General features: G+C 32.8%; 17 protein-coding genes. 13 read left to right on the forward strand and 4 right to left on the reverse strand.

What is annotated here, in order from left to right; translation table 11 throughout:
- Positions 1–414: 414 nt before the first annotated feature.
- Entirely contained in the window at positions 415–732 is a 318-nt protein-coding gene (locus FNW52_RS18515; protein WP_116761068.1) for a helix-turn-helix domain-containing protein, read from the forward strand.
- Positions 733–1,074: 342 nt separating this feature from the next.
- Here FNW52_RS18515 and FNW52_RS18520 read toward each other — a convergent pair whose 3' ends face one another.
- A complete protein-coding gene (locus FNW52_RS18520; RefSeq protein WP_223256052.1) occupies positions 1,075–1,305 on the reverse strand; it encodes a hypothetical protein in 231 nt (76 codons plus the stop codon).
- Between the two features lie 69 nt (positions 1,306–1,374).
- Between FNW52_RS18520 and FNW52_RS18525 the strand changes: the two genes are divergently transcribed.
- The 4 genes from FNW52_RS18525 to FNW52_RS18540 all read left to right on the forward strand — a co-directional run bounded on the left by FNW52_RS18525 (position 1,375) and on the right by FNW52_RS18540 (position 4,113).
- Positions 1,375–1,692 carry an alpha-ketoglutarate-dependent dioxygenase AlkB gene (locus FNW52_RS18525; protein ID WP_255515651.1) on the forward strand — a complete coding sequence of 106 codons (318 nt, stop codon included), beginning with the start codon at positions 1,375–1,377 and terminating at the stop codon, positions 1,690–1,692.
- Between the two features lie 89 nt (positions 1,693–1,781).
- Positions 1,782–2,216, forward strand: a complete 435-nt coding sequence (locus tag FNW52_RS18530) for a DUF1810 domain-containing protein (protein ID WP_143378971.1) — start codon at positions 1,782–1,784, stop codon at positions 2,214–2,216.
- A 402-nt stretch (positions 2,217–2,618) separates the two neighbouring features.
- Positions 2,619–3,014 (forward strand): single-stranded DNA-binding protein, encoded by a 396-nt coding sequence (locus tag FNW52_RS18535; RefSeq protein WP_143378972.1) that lies wholly within the window; start codon positions 2,619–2,621, stop codon positions 3,012–3,014.
- Between the two features lie 37 nt (positions 3,015–3,051).
- On the forward strand, positions 3,052–4,113 hold the full coding sequence (locus FNW52_RS18540; protein ID WP_143378973.1) for a DUF932 domain-containing protein: 1,062 nt from the start codon (positions 3,052–3,054) through the stop codon (positions 4,111–4,113).
- Between the two features lie 169 nt (positions 4,114–4,282).
- Here the strand turns inward: FNW52_RS18540 and FNW52_RS18545 are convergent, their stop codons facing one another.
- The 3 genes from FNW52_RS18545 to FNW52_RS18555 all read right to left on the reverse strand — a co-directional run bounded on the left by FNW52_RS18545 (position 4,283) and on the right by FNW52_RS18555 (position 7,173).
- Positions 4,283–5,116 (reverse strand): IS3 family transposase, encoded by an 834-nt coding sequence (locus FNW52_RS18545; protein ID WP_143378974.1) that lies wholly within the window; start codon positions 5,114–5,116, stop codon positions 4,283–4,285.
- A gap of 5 nt (positions 5,117–5,121) precedes the next feature.
- On the reverse strand, positions 5,122–5,400 hold the full coding sequence (locus FNW52_RS18550; RefSeq protein ID WP_143378975.1) for a transposase: 279 nt from the start codon (positions 5,398–5,400) through the stop codon (positions 5,122–5,124).
- 1,023 nt (positions 5,401–6,423) lie between these two features.
- Positions 6,424–7,173 carry a hypothetical protein gene (locus FNW52_RS18555; RefSeq protein WP_124019494.1) on the reverse strand — a complete coding sequence of 250 codons (750 nt, stop codon included), beginning with the start codon at positions 7,171–7,173 and terminating at the stop codon, positions 6,424–6,426.
- A 402-nt stretch (positions 7,174–7,575) separates the two neighbouring features.
- Here FNW52_RS18555 and FNW52_RS18560 point away from each other — a divergent pair, with 402 nt between their 5' ends.
- From FNW52_RS18560 to FNW52_RS18595, 8 genes are all read left to right on the forward strand, one after another.
- Complete coding sequence (locus tag FNW52_RS18560; protein ID WP_116761082.1) at positions 7,576–8,673, forward strand: cytochrome-c peroxidase; 1,098 nt, start codon at positions 7,576–7,578, stop codon at positions 8,671–8,673.
- A gap of 26 nt (positions 8,674–8,699) precedes the next feature.
- Positions 8,700–10,874 (forward strand): TonB-dependent receptor domain-containing protein, encoded by a 2,175-nt coding sequence (locus FNW52_RS18565; RefSeq protein WP_185966037.1) that lies wholly within the window; start codon positions 8,700–8,702, stop codon positions 10,872–10,874.
- 436 nt (positions 10,875–11,310) lie between these two features.
- On the forward strand, positions 11,311–11,988 hold the full coding sequence (locus FNW52_RS18570; RefSeq protein WP_116761086.1) for a response regulator transcription factor: 678 nt from the start codon (positions 11,311–11,313) through the stop codon (positions 11,986–11,988).
- The gene (locus tag FNW52_RS18575; RefSeq protein ID WP_143378976.1) at positions 11,981–13,237 is read left to right on the forward strand and encodes a HAMP domain-containing sensor histidine kinase; all 1,257 of its coding nucleotides are present in this window, start codon (positions 11,981–11,983) and stop codon (positions 13,235–13,237) included. Before FNW52_RS18570 ends, FNW52_RS18575 begins: the two co-directional genes overlap by 8 nt.
- A 64-nt stretch (positions 13,238–13,301) precedes the next feature.
- Positions 13,302–13,721, forward strand: a complete 420-nt coding sequence (locus tag FNW52_RS18580) for a PepSY-like domain-containing protein (RefSeq protein WP_185966038.1) — start codon at positions 13,302–13,304, stop codon at positions 13,719–13,721.
- A gap of 163 nt (positions 13,722–13,884) precedes the next feature.
- Positions 13,885–14,907 (forward strand): YncE family protein, encoded by a 1,023-nt coding sequence (locus FNW52_RS18585; protein WP_143378977.1) that lies wholly within the window; start codon positions 13,885–13,887, stop codon positions 14,905–14,907.
- 14 nt (positions 14,908–14,921) lie between these two features.
- Positions 14,922–16,175, forward strand: coding sequence for a TolC family protein (locus FNW52_RS18590; protein ID WP_116761094.1), 1,254 nt, complete (start codon positions 14,922–14,924; stop codon positions 16,173–16,175).
- 4 nt (positions 16,176–16,179) lie between these two features.
- Complete coding sequence (locus FNW52_RS18595) at positions 16,180–17,094, forward strand: efflux RND transporter periplasmic adaptor subunit (RefSeq protein WP_185966039.1); 915 nt, start codon at positions 16,180–16,182, stop codon at positions 17,092–17,094.
- Positions 17,095–17,098: the final 4 nt, after the last annotated feature.

Genomic DNA, 17,098 nt, shown 5'->3' on the forward strand with positions numbered 1-17,098 from the left:
ATTGATAGGGATATCTATTCATTCTCAAATAGGAAAGTTCAAATGTACAGTTTATGAATATACATTTCTTACGGTTTTACGTAAAAGAAATTTTTTTGATGAAAATTATTTGTGTATTCTACTAATAAATAGTTTTATACTGCCCCGTTATATATCTTCCAATCGTACTCATGATGCATGGTATGTTTGTTTCTAAAAAAGGTGATTTCGAGAGGACAGTTTTTAAATCGTTATCTTTTTTTATGCAATACAAAGTAAAGGCGGATTTTCAATCTGTGCTCAATCTTCGTAATCCTCATTATTCAAAACTCCTAATAGTACAGGCCTTATTCATCTGGACAAAAAATATCGCTTAGTTAAGCATTCCTAAACTCAATTCTTTGTTAGCGACATTTCACTAATTTTATAGTAAAAATGAAAAATATTTTTGAAATTATTTTAGAAAAACTTGATCGAATTGAAAAAGCTATTGACAAGCTAAATTCAGGCGGACCAATAGCTCAGCTAAATGATCCAATGAAGATTAAAGAATTGGCAGCTTACCTAAAAATGAGTCCCTCAGCTATTTATAAATTTACTTCTACAGGTACGATACCTCATTATAAAAATGGCAAAAGACTATTCTTCAAAAGAGAAGAAATTAATGAATGGATATTCACTACCAAAATCAACACAGGTTACGATATCGAAAGAGAAGCAACGGAGTACATCCAACAGAATCCAAGGAAATAATAAAGAGTTATTATACATAACATCATTTCCGCTACAAACATCACTGGCAATTTATAGGAAGCACCTGCATTTGCTTTTGTCGGTGCTTTCCATTTCATAACACATTCCTACTAAGCAGTAAAAACTGAACACTCTTTCTCAGGCCCCCACAAAAGCAAAAAAAGCCAGCAAGTGTATCATTTTTATTTGTCAGAAACATAGTAGCTATCCGAAGTGTCCTCACTTCGAAATTCCTTTATAAGCCTTCATTTACATCTAACGATTAATTTTCAAATCGTGAATATCTCCAACTCTTCGAAGTCCTGACTTAGGTCTTCCTCTGTAAGGATACCCTTCATTTATCTAACGCTTAATTTTCAAATCATTAATATCCCTTTTCAACTCCAAAAACATATCTTTCACACTTGCAGCTTCAGCCATTTCTTGTTTACTGTCATTCCGCCCAATATTACACTCGTACTCCCAAATTTCGAGAATGTCAGAAACTTTGACTTCATAAACGGGGTAAAAACTGTTGTCTGATTCTACAACCAGTACATTTTTCTTGTTTTTATTCAATCGCTTGTACACCATGCCTTCGCTTTTGGTTATCAGTATATAAGTCCTGAATTACTATCCATCAGAGAAAGAGTGTAAAAAGAAATACAGGTTAAATCTAACTACGTTTTGCTAAACCTGTACTGCAATGGCAAGGACGGTGTGGCATGGCACAGTGACCTAGAACAGAATTTTTGTAAGGATGCAATTATTGCATCAGTAAGTTTCGGTGAAACCCGCATGTTCCGCTTGCGTCATAAGTTCAGGAAAGATATTGCTCAGGTAGAAATCCCCTTGCATCACGGTTCACTTTTATTGATAGCAGGAACAACCCAAAGCTTTTGGCAGTATCAAGTGCCAAAAACGGCAAAAGACATTATACCCCGTATCAATCTTACTTTTAGACAGATCAATCGTAAATAATAATAAATTACTGACGTTATAATTGAATAAATAGCAAATAAATTATTAATTTAGTGATACAGTTTACCGATAGCACCTAAAATAGAAAAATGACTGATAACAACGAATTAATCAAATTTTTAGACGCACAAAATCAGGTGTACCTAAAAGCATTCTCAGAAATAAAAAAAGGCAAAAAGAGTACCCATTGGATGTGGTATATTTTTCCACAGATTAAAGGACTGGGTTCAAGTGAAACCGCAAAACAGTACGGGCTCAAAGATTTGAATCAAGCCACTACATATTTACAGCATCCCATCCTGGGTAAGCATCTGGTTGAAATTTCTGAGGAAGTATTAAATCTCAACGGAAAAACGGCAACACAGATATTTGGAACTCCTGACGATATGAAATTACGATCATGCATGACATTATTTTCAAATGTTGAAAATACCAATCCTGTATTTCGGAAGGTATTGGAAAAATATTTCAATGGATTACCTGATGAACTCACACTACAATTACTAAACTTGATACGATCATAATCCAAAGCAAATAGTATAATCTGAAAAACATATTCCTCTAGCAGAGCTATTAGGTAGGTAGCTATCAATAATAGATTGCTTATTCCCACATTCCGAAAACATTTACCCCTTAATCTGACATTTTGAATGTCAGATTTTTTTTGTCTAAAAAATTAAGAAGTTTTAAAGGATATTTTCATTCGAAACGGACTAAAAGGCAGCTAAGATAGTGTCTTAAGGATGCTGCAAGCGCATAATGGCTGCGTTGCACTTGCCACCCTCCGGGACTTATAGCTCTCCACATCCTTAAGCCACTTTTATCTTGCTTTCTTTTTTTCCGTTTTTTCTTTTGAAAACATTTTTTGAGTGAGACGGTTACAGAGAAAGTAAGGTAAATAATAGTAATCATTAAAAAATCAAGTTATGGAAATTACAGGAAGAGTAACAGCAGATGCCGTAGTTCACAAAGTGAGCAACGACAAACAGGTGGTCAATTTTAGCATCGCTATCAATGACAATTACAAACCCAAAGGAAGCACCGAGGTAAAGGAAATAGTAACCTATATCAATTGCTCCTACTGGCTCAGTGCAAAAGTCGCCGAATGGTTAAAAAAAGGAGCGTTGGTAGAACTCTTCGGGCGCATTGGTTTGAATGTCTACAGCAATGCCGAAGGCAAAGCATTTGGCAGTTTGACATTTCACACCAACAACATCAAGATTTTAGTATTTGCCAAAAAATCGGAACAGGCAGAAAATAGAACAGCGCATCCAGCAGTACAGGGAACGACTTCAGAACCAACAGACGACCTACCTTTTTAATCAAAAACAATTTAATAATCACTTAAAATTTAACATCATGGCACACAATATAAATTACAACGAGCAAACAGAGAAACACAGTTTTTTTAGCGTAAAGGAAAAAGCATGGCACAATTTAGGGCAAATCATACAGGACTATCCGACAAGCGCAGAAGCAATTGGGCACGCAGGGTTGGATTACGAAGTGGAAAAACGCAAACTCTTTACACCTTGCTTACAGGAAATCAGTTTGGACGGCGAAACCATCCACAATCAAATCGAAGTACCCAATTACTTTAGTACCGTACGCACGGATAACAATGCCGTATTGGGTGTGGTGGGCAAAGACTATCAAATCGTACAGAACAGGGATGCCTTTTCTTTTTTCGACAGCATTGTGGGCGGTGACGGAATCCTATACGAAACCGCAGGTGCTTTGGGCAAAGGGGAGCGCACATTTATAACGGCTAAATTACCCGATTATATTCGGGTTGGTAACGACGATTTGATTGAAAAATACCTGTTCCTTACGACTTCACACGACGGAAGCGGAAGCATAACAGCAGCATTCACACCCATACGCATTGTATGTGCGAACACTCTTAATGCAGCAATGAACAGCAAAACCAATACCGTCCGTATTCGTCATACTTCCAATGCCAAACAGCGTTTGGAACAGGCACATAAAGTTATGGGCATATCCGATATGCTATCGGCACAAATGGAAACTATTTTCAACGATTGGACAAAGGTACGTATTACGGACAGCGAAGTAAAAAAACTAATACAGTCTGCGCTCGTTCCCAATAAGGAGGTACTTAAAACCATACAGGACGGTAAGGAAGACGAACTTTCTACCTGTTTTACTAATATGGTGGACAGCGCCTATGAATATGCTATGAGCGACCCCACACAACTTATGAATACCACAAAAGGCACGGTGTTCGGAGCATATAATGCTGTGACGGGGTATTTTCAAAATGTTAGAAATTACAAAGATGATGAAGCCAAACTAACCTCTCTTTTGATGGGGGGCACGGGACAAATACGCACGCAGTCAGCTTTTAATCTATGTTTGGATTTTGCCAATAAAGGTGCTGATGGACTGATACTTAATTAACCTATTGATACAGGCAGTAAACCTGCCTGTATCTACGCTGCGACCATTTTTTAAACAGAATTTCAAACTAATTAAGGTAGTTTTTCAATTTCAATATTCCAGCCTGTTGGCTAAAATGGGAGATAACTTTTTGGCTAATTAAAAAAGCCAAAAAAAAGTTATTCTCGTTTTATGCCACTTCTTTTTTGTAATAGGTTTGATGAGGCGTTCTGTAATCTAACGCCTGATGAAATCGCTCTTCATTATAGAACTCAAAGTAATTTTTAAGTCCTTTACGAAGACTTATTCCATCGGTATAGGCTTGCAAATATACATTTTCATATTTGACAGTACGCCACAATCTCTCAATAAAAATATTATCAATAGCTCTTCCTTTTCCATCCATTGAAATCTGTATTCCGTTGGATAACAATACTCTTGTATGTACATCGCTGGTATATTGACTTCCTTGGTCTGTGTTAAAAATCTCTGGCTTACCATGGTTTTCAATTGTTTCTTCTAAAACTTCAGCACACCAATCGGCACTCATTGTATTGCTTACGCTCCAATTCAGTACGTATCTTGTGTGTAAATCTATTATGGCACACAAATACATAAAACCCTTTGCCATTGGGATATAGGTAATATCTGTTGCCCAAACATGATTCTTGTGGGTAATCTCTAAATCTTTCAAAAGATAAGGGTATTTCTTGTGTGCTTTCACAGGAATTGTGGTACGTGGTTCTCTGTAAATAGTACGCCAATTAATACGTTTCATTAGTCTTCTAACTCGTTTCTCATTGACTTTAAAACCCTTGTTTTGAAGTAAAACAGTTGTTTTTCGGTATCCATAAAACGGGGTAAGTAAGTATTGCTGGTCTAGTAACAACATCATTTCAAGACTCTCATTACTTTCGCCTTTCGGTAAATAATAAAAACAATTCCTGCTAATACACAATAACTTACACTGCTTCACCATGCTCAATTTATCCCTACTGTCGATCATTCTTTCTCGTTCTTCCATTGGGACTATTTCAACTTTTTTTTTAGGAAATCATTTTCCAAAGTTAGTTCTCCTATTCGAGCATAAAGCTTTTCCTTGGGAATATCATCCTTTGGAGATTTGCTTTTTTCTGCTGAAAAAACGGCTGAAATATTCTTTATAGCTTCTGCCTTCCAAACCGAAATCTGACCCGGTAAAAGTTCATATTTCTTAGCCAACGCCTCAAGAGTCTCTGTCTCTTTTAAGGCTTCTAAAACTACTTTGGATTTAAAATCCTTACTAAACACTCTTCTTGTTCTTGACATAATTCTGCTAATTTAAGGTTTTTATTCTACCTTAATTCAAACTTCTTTTCTGTATCAATTTTGGGGAGCAGCATAATCTTCTTTACAATTTAAAGTTCAATCAATAAAAATTAAAAATATGGATTTCTTTTAATCCCTAATCGCCTTGCAGGTAGCAGGCGACTGGAAAATAAACATAGCTAAAGAAACTGCGGATAAACTCATTGTGTCTGTATTACTTTTTAATGACAAAAGTCACAGCCCATAATGGAGAGCTAATGCCCGCCGCCGAGCAATTGTTCTTCCTGCGTAAGAACAATTGCTCGGCGGTTGACGGCGGTTACGAACGATTGCCCAGAACATGCCCCAGTCTATCGACTACGGCAGTTCAAGCAATCCATCGCGATTTTATTTTTTTAATATTAAAATAGACATTTTGACAACCATACTTTCAGAAATAACGAATCAAACTATTTTTTTTCATGTTACTTATTTTATATCAGAACATAATCTAGTATTAGGTCTTCTTTTTAAAGTATTCCCGCTTTATTTTAACGACTTCATAACTATCTAGTTCTTAAAGCAATTCCTTAAATGGAACGCTTTTTTATAAAAGAATCGTTTTAGTAGCAGTGAATATAAGAGGTGTTTACAAGTGCAAAAGTAACTCATATAAGTGAAAAAAGGAAGTTTAAAGCCCGTTTTGTTATTCAAATGAGCGAATACTTTCATCACCATTAAAATAATAAAAATAAGAAAAAGAGTATTTATTCACTACTCTTTATGTTCAAAATAGCTCTTTAAAAAGTGTCAAAGAGAATCCTGCGGACTCTTGATGTCTTAATTCGTTAGAATAAATAGGGGATGTCTATAAGCAATTGAATATAGATGCCTTAATTTGGCATCTATATACTTTGTACCAATCTCAATTTTTAATAAAAAAAAATGTTAATTAATATTTTATGAGTCCAACTTAAGAAACTAAGTAAAAAAGAGACAACAAACTCTCAAGGATAATTTGGTATATTCAGATGCCTTAAGTTTCTATAGACTACTTTTAACAACATCATAAATAATAGCGAGTAAAATAGGAAAAAAGATAGTCGCCATGAGCCACTTCATATTGTTTCTTTTTTTTGTGGCTAATTGAAGATATTCTGGTCCTGTTTGTAATTCTACTGATGGCCACAGTTTTTCAATGTAAGCATGAAGCCCAAAAGCTGCACTGGCAGATAATATTGGAACACCAATAACATAAAGTGTTGCTAGAAGCTCATATTGTGTTTTTTCAAAATGGACAAGCCTGAAGTATTCAACATTAAATAGGACAAAAACTGCAGATATTATCCAGCCACTAAATCTGTCTTTAAACTTTGATTGGTTTTCTGCATTATTTATAATTTCTGATAATCTACTTAATACTCCATTTACCCAATTAGGTTCATCTCCACTAACTGAAATAAAGTTTTCTGAGTTTTCATCATTTATTAAATGCACCATTTGTACCTCAATATTCTTTGAATTGTCTTTTGTATAAAACCTCATAACAACTTTTCTAACAACTCTGCTTTCAATAATCTGATTTTCTGTGAAAATTTCATTGGATTGACTTTCAAAAGATGTATTATCAGTCGCATCAACTGAATAGATTATATAGTGGTCAATTGTTTCATTAGTGCTCAGCGATTTAATTTCTTGTTCAATTATATTGGATAAATCTCTAATTATTTTAGGCGTGATTCTTTTAAAATTAAATACCAGACGTCTTTTCTCACGAATTATATTGTTTTTCATCATATACGATTTAAGACAAATATATTAATTTAAGTCTTTATAAATCTTTTGGATTGGGTTATATTGATAAGGGAACTATATACTTCAATACACCAAAAAATTTAATCTATTAAATATATTAGGCAACTATATACGTTAGTATTTAATTGGATAAATTTTCGATGCAGAAATTAGCAACCCAGTATTTACAAGGGATTTCAGATTTTGAGGTAAAAATAGGATGCGAATCTGAAAAAAATAAAGCAAAATCTTATCCAAAAAAACATTTTTTTTTGTAAAATATTGAAATTCAATACTGTTAAAATTAATTTAAAAACACTGTTAATATTTAGTCTAAATAAGCTTGCTGGTATAAAAATGGAATTTTATATTTGCGCCATTATTTTTAATTATTCCAAATAAATGAATAAAAAATACTTATTAATTAGCACTGTAGCTTTAATAATGCTATCCAGTTGTACTGATGATTCCGAATATGTACCTGTTGTTAGTAATAAAATAACAATCGGGAAATTAATTTTCTTTGATAAAAACCTGTCCAATCCTATCGGTCAAGCATGTGCTTCTTGTCACGCACCAGAAACTGGCTTTAGCGATCCTTTGCACAGAGACATTTCGGAAGGTGCTGTAACAGGTGCTTTCTCAAACACCAATTCTCCAAATTTAGCTTACAATGTATTTTCTCCGGAGCGTACCTATAATACTAAGGATGAAACTTATATTGGAGGCCTTTTTCTTAATGGACGATCCCCAAATTTACAAGAGCAACTCAGGCATCCTTTTATTAATCCAGTAGAAATGAACAATGCGGATATTGCAGATGTTATTTCAAAAATAAAAAAGGCATCCTATTATTCCGAAATAGAAAAAGAATACGGTATGGCAAAGTCTGACGAGGAATTAATGTCTTATGTTGCGGATGCCTTAGCTGCTTTCGAAACATCAAAAGAAGTAAATTCTTTTACCTCAAAATTTGATTATTTCAACAAGCAGTTGATCAAATTTACGGATGATGAAAAGAAAGGATTAGCCGTTTTTCAAGGAAAAGGAAAATGTGCACAATGTCACGTTTTAGAGCCAGACGAAAGAACAGGTAAAATTTTGTTTACGGATTTTAGTTATGATAATATAGGAGTACCTAGAAACGAAAAAAATCCATTCTACAACCAATCTACAGCTGTAAATCCTGCAGGAGTCAACTTTATTGATTTGGGTATTGGAGCTATTGTTTCGCAACCTGAACACAACGGAAAATTTCGAGTTCCCACGTTACGAAACATTGCTATTTCAGCCCCTTACTTTCATAACGGATCCTTTAAAACATTAAAAGAAGTCATTCATTTCTATAATGTTCGTGATGTAAATCCAAGCGAATTTGCTACTCCAGAAGTCCTTGAAAACGTAAATAGAGACGAATTAGGTAATTTAAAAATGACTGCCCAGGAAGAAAGTCAACTAGAAGTATTTCTTGAAACTCTTACCGATCATTACCGAAAATGATTTTTTATACTACAAAAACCACAAATATGAATTTCAATAAAATAATGTTTACCCTTCTTGCTTTAGCTGGATTACAAACAATCAAAGCACAAGAAAACACTGAAAACTCCCTGAAAGAAGTTATTGTCAAAGGCTTTAAAACCGTAAATGGTATAGGTCACTTGCCCGATAGTAAAGACGGAATCATTTATGCTGGTAAAAAAAGTGAAATCATTCTTGTTGACAGTCTCGATGCCAATAAAGCAGTCAATAATACCAGACAAATACTAGGAAGAATTCCAGGTTTAAATATTGTAGAAACAGAAAGTAGCGGGTTTACCGCCAACGGAATTGCAACACGTGGACTTAACCCTTCCCAAAGTGTAGAAATGAACACCAGACAAAATGGCTACAACGTTAGTGCTGATATTTATGGTTATAATGAATCGTATTACATTCCACCAATGGAAGCTGTCAATCGCATCGAATTGGTTCGAGGTGCTGCATCGTTGCAATTTGGTTCACAATTTGGCGGTTTAGTCAATTATGTCACCAAAGATGCCCCAAAAAACAAACCATTTGAATTTATTACTTCACAAACAATAGGAAGCTATGGGTTGTTTAATTCCTTTAATTCTGTTGGTGGAAACTATAAAAAATTAAGTTACTACGGCTTTTTACAATACCGAAATATGGAAGGCTACAGACCCAACAGTCAGCAATCGCAAGTTTCTGGATTTGGAAAAATACAATACAACCATTCTGAAAAATTAAATTTTGGTGTTGAATATTCTTTGCTTCGAAATAAAATAAAAATGCCAGGTGGATTAACCGACAGTTTATTTTATGCTAATCCAAAAACTTCTACAAGGGCAAGAAACTGGCTAAAAAGCCCTTGGAATATCATTACGGCTTATGCCAATTATACGCCTACGGAAAACAGCACTTTGAGTGTTAAATCTACCTATTTATTTAGCAGTCGTTCTTTGGTTTGGAGAAATGAAGACGGAGGAGCTGGAGCCACAGATGATATAGACCCAATAACGGGAGCATATGTCCCTAGAGAAGTAGGTATCGAAAAAATGAACAATACCACAACCGAAGTACGCTATTCCCAAAATTATTATTTGGGGAATCAAAAATCAACTTTTGCTGGCGGTGTCCGTCAAAGTTATGCTTGGTTTAAACGTCAAGGAGGTGGAGAAGGAACCACAAATAGTGATTTTGACTTATCCATTACGGGCGATTGGGGATATGATTTGGATTTTACCACCACAAATCTGGCTCCGTTTGTAGAAAATATTTTTAAAATCACCAAAAATTTCACTATCACTCCTGGCTTCCGATTTGAATATTTAAGAAGTACTGCCAAAGGACATAAAGAAGTAGAAGGCGACATTCAAATTACTGATGAAGTTAGAAATAGAACTTTTGCGTTAGCAGGACTTGGATTAGAGTTAAAACCGGGAAAAAACACAAGTATTTATGCCAATATTAGCCAAGCCTACCGTCCGATAGATTACAGCCAGTTAGAACCTTTTGGAACTAGTTCAAAAATAGATCCTAACCTGAAAGATTCAAAAGGATTTAATAGTGATTTAGGATACAGAGGAACCATTAGAAACTATCTTAATTTTGATATTGGGGCATTTTATATGGCGTACAACGACCGTATCGGGGTAACATTAGCAACCGATCCAATTACTGGGGATTATTATTCTATTCGAAAAAATATCGCCAATAGTGTGCACCAAGGAATCGAAAGTTATATAGAGTTTAATATTCTAAAATACTTTAATTCACAATCTGATTTTGGTTTAAGTATTTTCAATTCCTTTTCCTATGTAGATGCCAAATACACTACAGGAGAGTTTAAAGGAAAAAGAGTCGAAGCAGCAGCCGAAACCACAAACCGTATAGGCTTAATTTTCAGTACTAGTAAATTATCGACCACTTTACAGTACAATTATATTGGAGACTCTTATGGAGATGCTTCCAATGTCATGACTAGCGAAGATCCAGTAGCGGGTCATATTCCTTCGTATACAGTTTTGGACTGGAGTGCTTCCTATAAATTAAATAATTTTGCAATCAAGTTAGGTGCCAATAATCTAACTGATAAATCTTATTTCACTCGTAGAACCGATGAATATCCTGGTCCAGGTATTATACCCGCCGTGGGACGAAGTTTCTATCTTGGTTTTACAGCTAAATTTCAATAAACAGAAGGCTTACATTTCAATTTTTAAAACACATTTCCTTTTGAGATGTGTTTTTTTTTATTTCAGAAAGGTATCTATATACTTTGATATACCAACAACAAATTCATAATTATATGTCTTGTAAAAATTTAATTCTTAATGTATACACTTACTCAATTTAAGTAGAAAAACTAAAAATTATGCAACATTAAAATTTTAGTACATTAAAGTATATAGCTACATTCAATTAAATTATTTATAATCAATTGGTTATTGTTAAAAACAGACCAGATGTGTTTTTGACACTTCTGCTCTGTTTTGTGGACCCCTTGATACAAAATTCGAACCTTTTACTAAAAGATTTGAAGCTTTTGAGTGAGGTATCAGAAGTTTAAAAACAAATTATTAAAACTGCTAAATTCAATTTTCATTCAAAATTGAATTGTTAACTTGCAGTATGAAAATTTTAATCATTGAAGACGAAATCGATATTGCCACCAGTATAAAAAGTTATCTAAAAGCAAATGATATTCATTGTGAAACGGCGAGTAAATTTGAAACTGCTTTAGATAAAATTACTATGTATGATTATGATTGTATTTTAGTAGATTTAATGCTTCCTGACGGTGATGGATTTAATATTCTGAAGGAGTTGAAAAGTCTAAACAAATCAGAGGGAATTATTATAATTTCTGCAAAGGAAACTTTGGAGACTAAAATTGAGGGCTTCAATCTGGGAGCTGATGATTACTTAACAAAACCTTTTCATCTTTCTGAACTTTTGGTAAGAATTCAAGCATTGGTAAGAAGAAAAAAATTCAATGGAAATAATAAAATTGGATTCAATGAAATTGAAGTTGATACATTAGCTAAATCGGTAAAAATTGGAGAAAAGAAAATTGAATGTACCAAGAAAGAAATTGATTTGTTATTATTTCTAATTGGGAATAAAAATAAAGTTTTATCAAAAAGCGCAATAGCGGAGCATCTTTCGGGTGATATGGCAGATATGTTAGACAACCACGATTTTGTTTATGCACATATTAAAAATTTGAAGAAAAAGCTAAGTGATGCTGGAAGTAACGATTACATAAAATCGATTTACGGCATTGGTTACAAATGGAATAATGACTGAAAAACTATTACATAAAACCTTAAAATACTATTTGTCATTTTCGCTGTTAGTCATGCTATTGGCTGCGCCGTTATTTTATTTTGTAACTCAATTTTTATATCTTGAAGAAGCAGATGAAGGGTTGGTCCTTTTAAAAAAAGAATTTATTGAAAATTCAATACCAAAATTAAAAGAAAATGATATTGAGGTTTGGAATAAACTCAATAGAAATGTAAAAATCAATAAAGTTCAAGAAAATTTAAAGGAAGATACATTCTTTTATAAAAAATATTACGACACTTTAGACGTAGAAAACGAACCATATAGAGTTCTTGTTTCCCCCGTTACAATTAATGGAAAAGACTATACCTTTTTTGCCCGAACAAATTTAGTGGAAAAGAAAGATTTGATAGTAAGTATTATTATATTGTTTGTAGTAATAATAGCTATACTTCTCATTGGTTTATTCATCATTACAAAAAGAGTATCACTCACACTATGGAAACCATTTTATGAAACACTGGAGCAAATTGAGAGATTTGAAATAGATAAAAATTTAGATTCAAAATTAACTACAAATAATATTGAGGAATTCAATCGACTAAACCTAGCGATAAAAAAAAACACACTTATTTACAAAAGCCAAGAAGAATTTATTGAAAATGCCGCACACGAATTGCAAACACCCATAGCTATTTTTAAAGGTAAGCTGGAAACATTACTTCAAAGATCAGATGTGACTGAAGAACAATTTGAAATACTTGACAAATTAAATGATACTGCAACTAGATTAAACAGGTTAAATAAAAATCTTTTGCTTTTATCCAAGATTGAAAGTAAACAATATAACATTCTGGAAGATGTAATTTTGGATGTGGTTATTACTAATCAATTAGACTTTTTCAAGGAACAAGCATTCGCAAAGAACATTAGTATTGCAACAAATCTAGAGTCAGGTACATTAATTAGGACAAATCCGTTTTTATCTGAAATCTTGATAAGCAATTTATTCTTAAATACGATTAATCATAATATTATAAATGGTATTATAAATGTTGTATTGGATAAAAATTCTTTAATTTTTTCTAATACAGGTATACCAAAATCACTAGAAATAAATAAATTATTTGAGCGTTTTTCTAAAGTAAATCCTTCTTCAAAAGGAAATGGTTTGGGATTATCAATAATTAAAAAAATTGCCGATAACAACCAATGGAATGTTATTTATAATTTCAAAGATAATCTTCACATTTTCGAGATTCGTTTCTAAAAATTCAATATTTCTTCAAAATCGGTTTGCAACTTTGGCTATTATAAATTTTAAATTAATAGCAATGAAAAAATTATTAATGATTATGTCAATTGTATTCATTTGCAGTTGTGCATTTGCTGGGACTCCACCGGATAAAGTAAAAAAAGCATTCGCTGAAAAATTTCCTACGGCAACAAAAGTGAGTTGGGGAGTTGAAGGCCCAAAAGAATGGGAAGCAGAATTTACCTTGGAAGGAAACAAGATTTCTGCTAATTTTTCAGAAGATGGAACCTGGCTGGAAACGGAAAGAGAAATTAAAGTTACCAATTTGCCAAAAGCAGTTTTAGCATCTGTAAAATCGAAATATAGTGATTGGAAAATTGTGGAGGCGGACAAAACAGAAAGTTTGAAACATGGAACTATTTATGAAGTAGATTTAAAAAAAGGTATGAAGAGTAAAAGCCTTGCTTTTAAAGAAAATGGTATGTCAATAAAAGAATAATTTTCGCTTTTTTTTTAATGAATTAATATCCATAAAGAGTTAATTTTTACGTCCAACTCTTTTTAATTTAGCAAACGTTTCCATTTTTTTGTAGATTTAAAATGAAATAGCAACTCTTATCCTATAAAATTAAATACAATTAACTTTTGATTTTTTTTTTAAAATGAAAAAAATAATGTTATCATTAATAATTATTGCTTATATTTCTAATAGTTATAGTCAAACGTATAAAGTATCAAAAAAAATAAATGTTTCAGGTGATGAAGGCTGGGATTATCTAGCCGTTGATGAAGTGAATCAGCATTTATTTGTTTCTCACGGAAGCGTTGTCAACGTTGTCGATTTAAAATCCAATAAAACAATAACAACAATTCCCGATACCAAAGGAGTTCACGGCATTGCGATTGCCGACGATTTAAACAAAGCATTCATTACAAACGGAAAAGACAATTCGGTTACAGTAGTCAATTTGAATACGTTTGAATTAATTGATAAAGTTTCTATTAAAGGTCAAAAACCGGATGCAGTTTTGTATGATAAATTTTCTAAAAAAGTGTTTGCCTACAATGCCAAAAGTAATGATGCAACAGTTATCGATGCTATCACAAATAAAGTGATAAAAACTATTCCACTTGGCGGAAAACCAGAATTTTCGGTAACCAATACCAAAGGTTTGATTTATGTAAATATTGAAGATAAAAATGAAATTAAAACCATAAATGCTTCAACATTAGAAGTTATAAATACATGGAGTATTGCGCCTGGAGATGAACCTTCGGGATTGGCAATAGATTTAGAAACTAACAGATTGTTTTCGGTTTGTAGCAATAATTTGATGATTGTTGTTGATGCTTCAAATGGGAAAATTATAAAAACTTCACCTATTGGCGAAGGTTGTGACGGTGTAGCATTTGATGCCAAAAAGAAACTTATTTTTAGTTCGAATGGTGAAGGAACAATTACGGTTGTAAAAGAAGAAAATGCCAATACCTTTTCAGTTCTTGAAACTGTAAAAACGCAAAAAGGGGCCAGAACAATTGCATTGAACAAAACTACGCATCAATTGTATTTGCCTATTGCTGATTTTGGTATAAAACCCGACCCAACAAAAGATAACCCAAAACCTCGCGCAAGTCTTATACCCAACTCCTTTGTGGTTTTGGTTGTTGAAAATAATGCCAAATAGTTAAAATTCTTTTTATGCAAACTTATTCAAAGAGATTAAAGATTTGCCTCATTTTTGTTTTGTTAAGTGTTAAGTCCTTTTCGCAAGAAAAGGATTTACACTATTTTATTGAAAAGGCACAAACCAATTCGCCTTTAATTATCGATTTTAACAACCAAATAAAATCAGCCACTCTTGATAGTTTATTAAATAAATCAACCTATAAACCTCAAATTACCGGAAACCTAAATGCAAATTATGCTCCAGTCATAAACGGATTTGGTTATGATACAGCATTGAGTAATGGTCAATCGGTTTCGGGTTTGATTAGTATTAACCAGAAAATAATTGGTAGAAACCAAATTAATTCACAATCGGAAACTTTCAAATTACTAAAAGATGGTTTGGTATTGAATAAAAAAATGGCGCAGAAAGATTTGAACAAGCTAATTGTTTCTCAATATATAACTGCTTCCGAAAGTTCGGAACAAATAGTTTACAACCAAAAAATGGCTGTGCTTTTAAAAAATGAGGTTACAATACTAAAAAAATTGACCCAAAATTCAATTTACAAACAAACCGATTATTTAATTTTTAATGCAACGGTAAAACAGCAGGAATTAGTCCTTTTACAATTAAAACAGCAATACCAAAATGATTTGGCTTTACTTAATTATTTGACTGGGGAAACGGATACAACTTTCGTCCATTTGAAGAAGCCTGATATTGCATTGAAGAATATTAAAAATGAAGATAAAATTATATTTATAAAACAATTTGAAGTTGATAGTTTGAAACTTCAAAATCAAAATAAATTAATTGATAATATGTATAAACCTTCATTAGCATTGCTTGGTGATGCAGGATACAATTCGAGTTTTACTTATCAAGCTTACAAAAACTTTGGCTTTAGTGTTGGTTTAGGATTATCAATTCCAATTTATGACGGAAACCAAAAAACGTTACAACATCAGAAAAATGATATTGCTATTGCAACAAATTTGGCTTACAAAAACAATTTTAAAAAGCGATACAATCAACAAATTTTAATGTTAAATCAGAAATTGAAACAAGTTGATGATATTGAAGAACAATTACAATCGCAACTCATTATTTCCGAAGCATTAATAGAAGCCAATAAAAAATTATTACTTACTGGAGACGCACAAATCACTGATTATGTTATTGCAATTGGCAATTTGATAACCATTAAAAATAATATCTCACAAAACAACAGCAACAAACTTCAAATCATTAATGAAATAAATTATTGGAGTTTTAATGAATAATTCAATGACGAAACCAATTCTATTTTTTACCGTAATCTTGCTTCTTTTTATTTCCTGTAAAGAAAAAAATGAGGAGGAAAAAGAAATTGATGCCAGCGTTCCTGTAACCTTAACTTCAATTGACACTTCTGCAATTCAAAGTTTTATAGATTTGAATGCAACAGCAACGTATTTGGTTAAAAATGTTATAAAAGCAAATGCAACCGGTTACTTGAATTCGGTAAATGTTGCCGTGAACGATTATGTTTCTAACGGTAAAGTATTATTTTCAATAAAAACCAGAGAAGCAAAAGTTTTAGGAAATACCATAAATAAAATTGATCCAAGTTTAAATTTTGGAAATGCAATTCAAGTAAGATCAAATACAAATGGCTACATCACTTCTGTCAATGTGCAACAAGGAGATTATGTTCAAGATGGTGACCAGCTCGTTACAATTAACGATGCCAACAGCTTTGCCATCATTTTAAGTCTGCCTTATGAGTTGAAAAAACAAGTTCCAATTGGCAAAATATTTTCGGTGTTTATGCCTGACGGAACATCTGTAAAAGCAAAAGTTCAAAAGTTTATGCCAACTGTTGATGCAACTTCGCAAACACAAAGCGTCATTTTAAAGATCATGGGCAAACAAGATATTCCGGAGAATTTAATTGTAAAAGTCCGAATAGAAAAAGCCTCAAGTTCAAAAACCATTTCATTGCCAAAAGCAGCAGTTTTGAGTGATGAAACAGAAACTAATTTCTGGATAATGAAAATGATTAACAACAATACGGCTATAAAAATCCCTATAAAAAAAGGAATTGAAACCGAAAACAAAGTAGAAATTCTTTCGCCAAATTTAACTCGTAAAGATAAAATAGTACTTACCGGAAATTACGGGGTTGCAGATACGATAAAAGTCAAAATAGTTAAAAACTAATCCA

Source organism: Flavobacterium sp. ZT3R18 (assembly GCF_007097385.1).
Taxonomy (GTDB): Bacteria; Bacteroidota; Bacteroidia; order Flavobacteriales; family Flavobacteriaceae; genus Flavobacterium.

Coding starts and splice junctions, on each gene's coding strand:
- FNW52_RS18540 (WP_143378973.1), top strand. CDS start 3,052: ATGGCACACAATATAAATTACAACGAGCAAACAGAGAAACACAGTTTT.
- FNW52_RS18595 (WP_185966039.1), top strand. CDS start 16,180: ATGACGAAACCAATTCTATTTTTTACCGTAATCTTGCTTCTTTTTATT.
- FNW52_RS18535 (WP_143378972.1), top strand. CDS start 2,619: ATGGAAATTACAGGAAGAGTAACAGCAGATGCCGTAGTTCACAAAGTG.
- FNW52_RS18560 (WP_116761082.1), top strand. CDS start 7,576: ATGAATAAAAAATACTTATTAATTAGCACTGTAGCTTTAATAATGCTA.
- FNW52_RS18570 (WP_116761086.1), top strand. CDS start 11,311: ATGAAAATTTTAATCATTGAAGACGAAATCGATATTGCCACCAGTATA.
- FNW52_RS18565 (WP_185966037.1), top strand. CDS start 8,700: ATGAATTTCAATAAAATAATGTTTACCCTTCTTGCTTTAGCTGGATTA.
- FNW52_RS18585 (WP_143378977.1), top strand. CDS start 13,885: ATGAAAAAAATAATGTTATCATTAATAATTATTGCTTATATTTCTAAT.
- FNW52_RS18530 (WP_143378971.1), top strand. CDS start 1,782: ATGACTGATAACAACGAATTAATCAAATTTTTAGACGCACAAAATCAG.
- FNW52_RS18550 (WP_143378975.1), bottom strand. CDS start 5,400: ATGTCAAGAACAAGAAGAGTGTTTAGTAAGGATTTTAAATCCAAAGTA.
- FNW52_RS18555 (WP_124019494.1), bottom strand. CDS start 7,173: ATGAAAAACAATATAATTCGTGAGAAAAGACGTCTGGTATTTAATTTT.
- FNW52_RS18520 (WP_223256052.1), bottom strand. CDS start 1,305: ATGGTGTACAAGCGATTGAATAAAAACAAGAAAAATGTACTGGTTGTA.
- FNW52_RS18590 (WP_116761094.1), top strand. CDS start 14,922: ATGCAAACTTATTCAAAGAGATTAAAGATTTGCCTCATTTTTGTTTTG.
- FNW52_RS18545 (WP_143378974.1), bottom strand. CDS start 5,116: ATGGAAGAACGAGAAAGAATGATCGACAGTAGGGATAAATTGAGCATG.
- FNW52_RS18515 (WP_116761068.1), top strand. CDS start 415: ATGAAAAATATTTTTGAAATTATTTTAGAAAAACTTGATCGAATTGAA.
- FNW52_RS18575 (WP_143378976.1), top strand. CDS start 11,981: ATGACTGAAAAACTATTACATAAAACCTTAAAATACTATTTGTCATTT.
- FNW52_RS18580 (WP_185966038.1), top strand. CDS start 13,302: ATGAAAAAATTATTAATGATTATGTCAATTGTATTCATTTGCAGTTGT.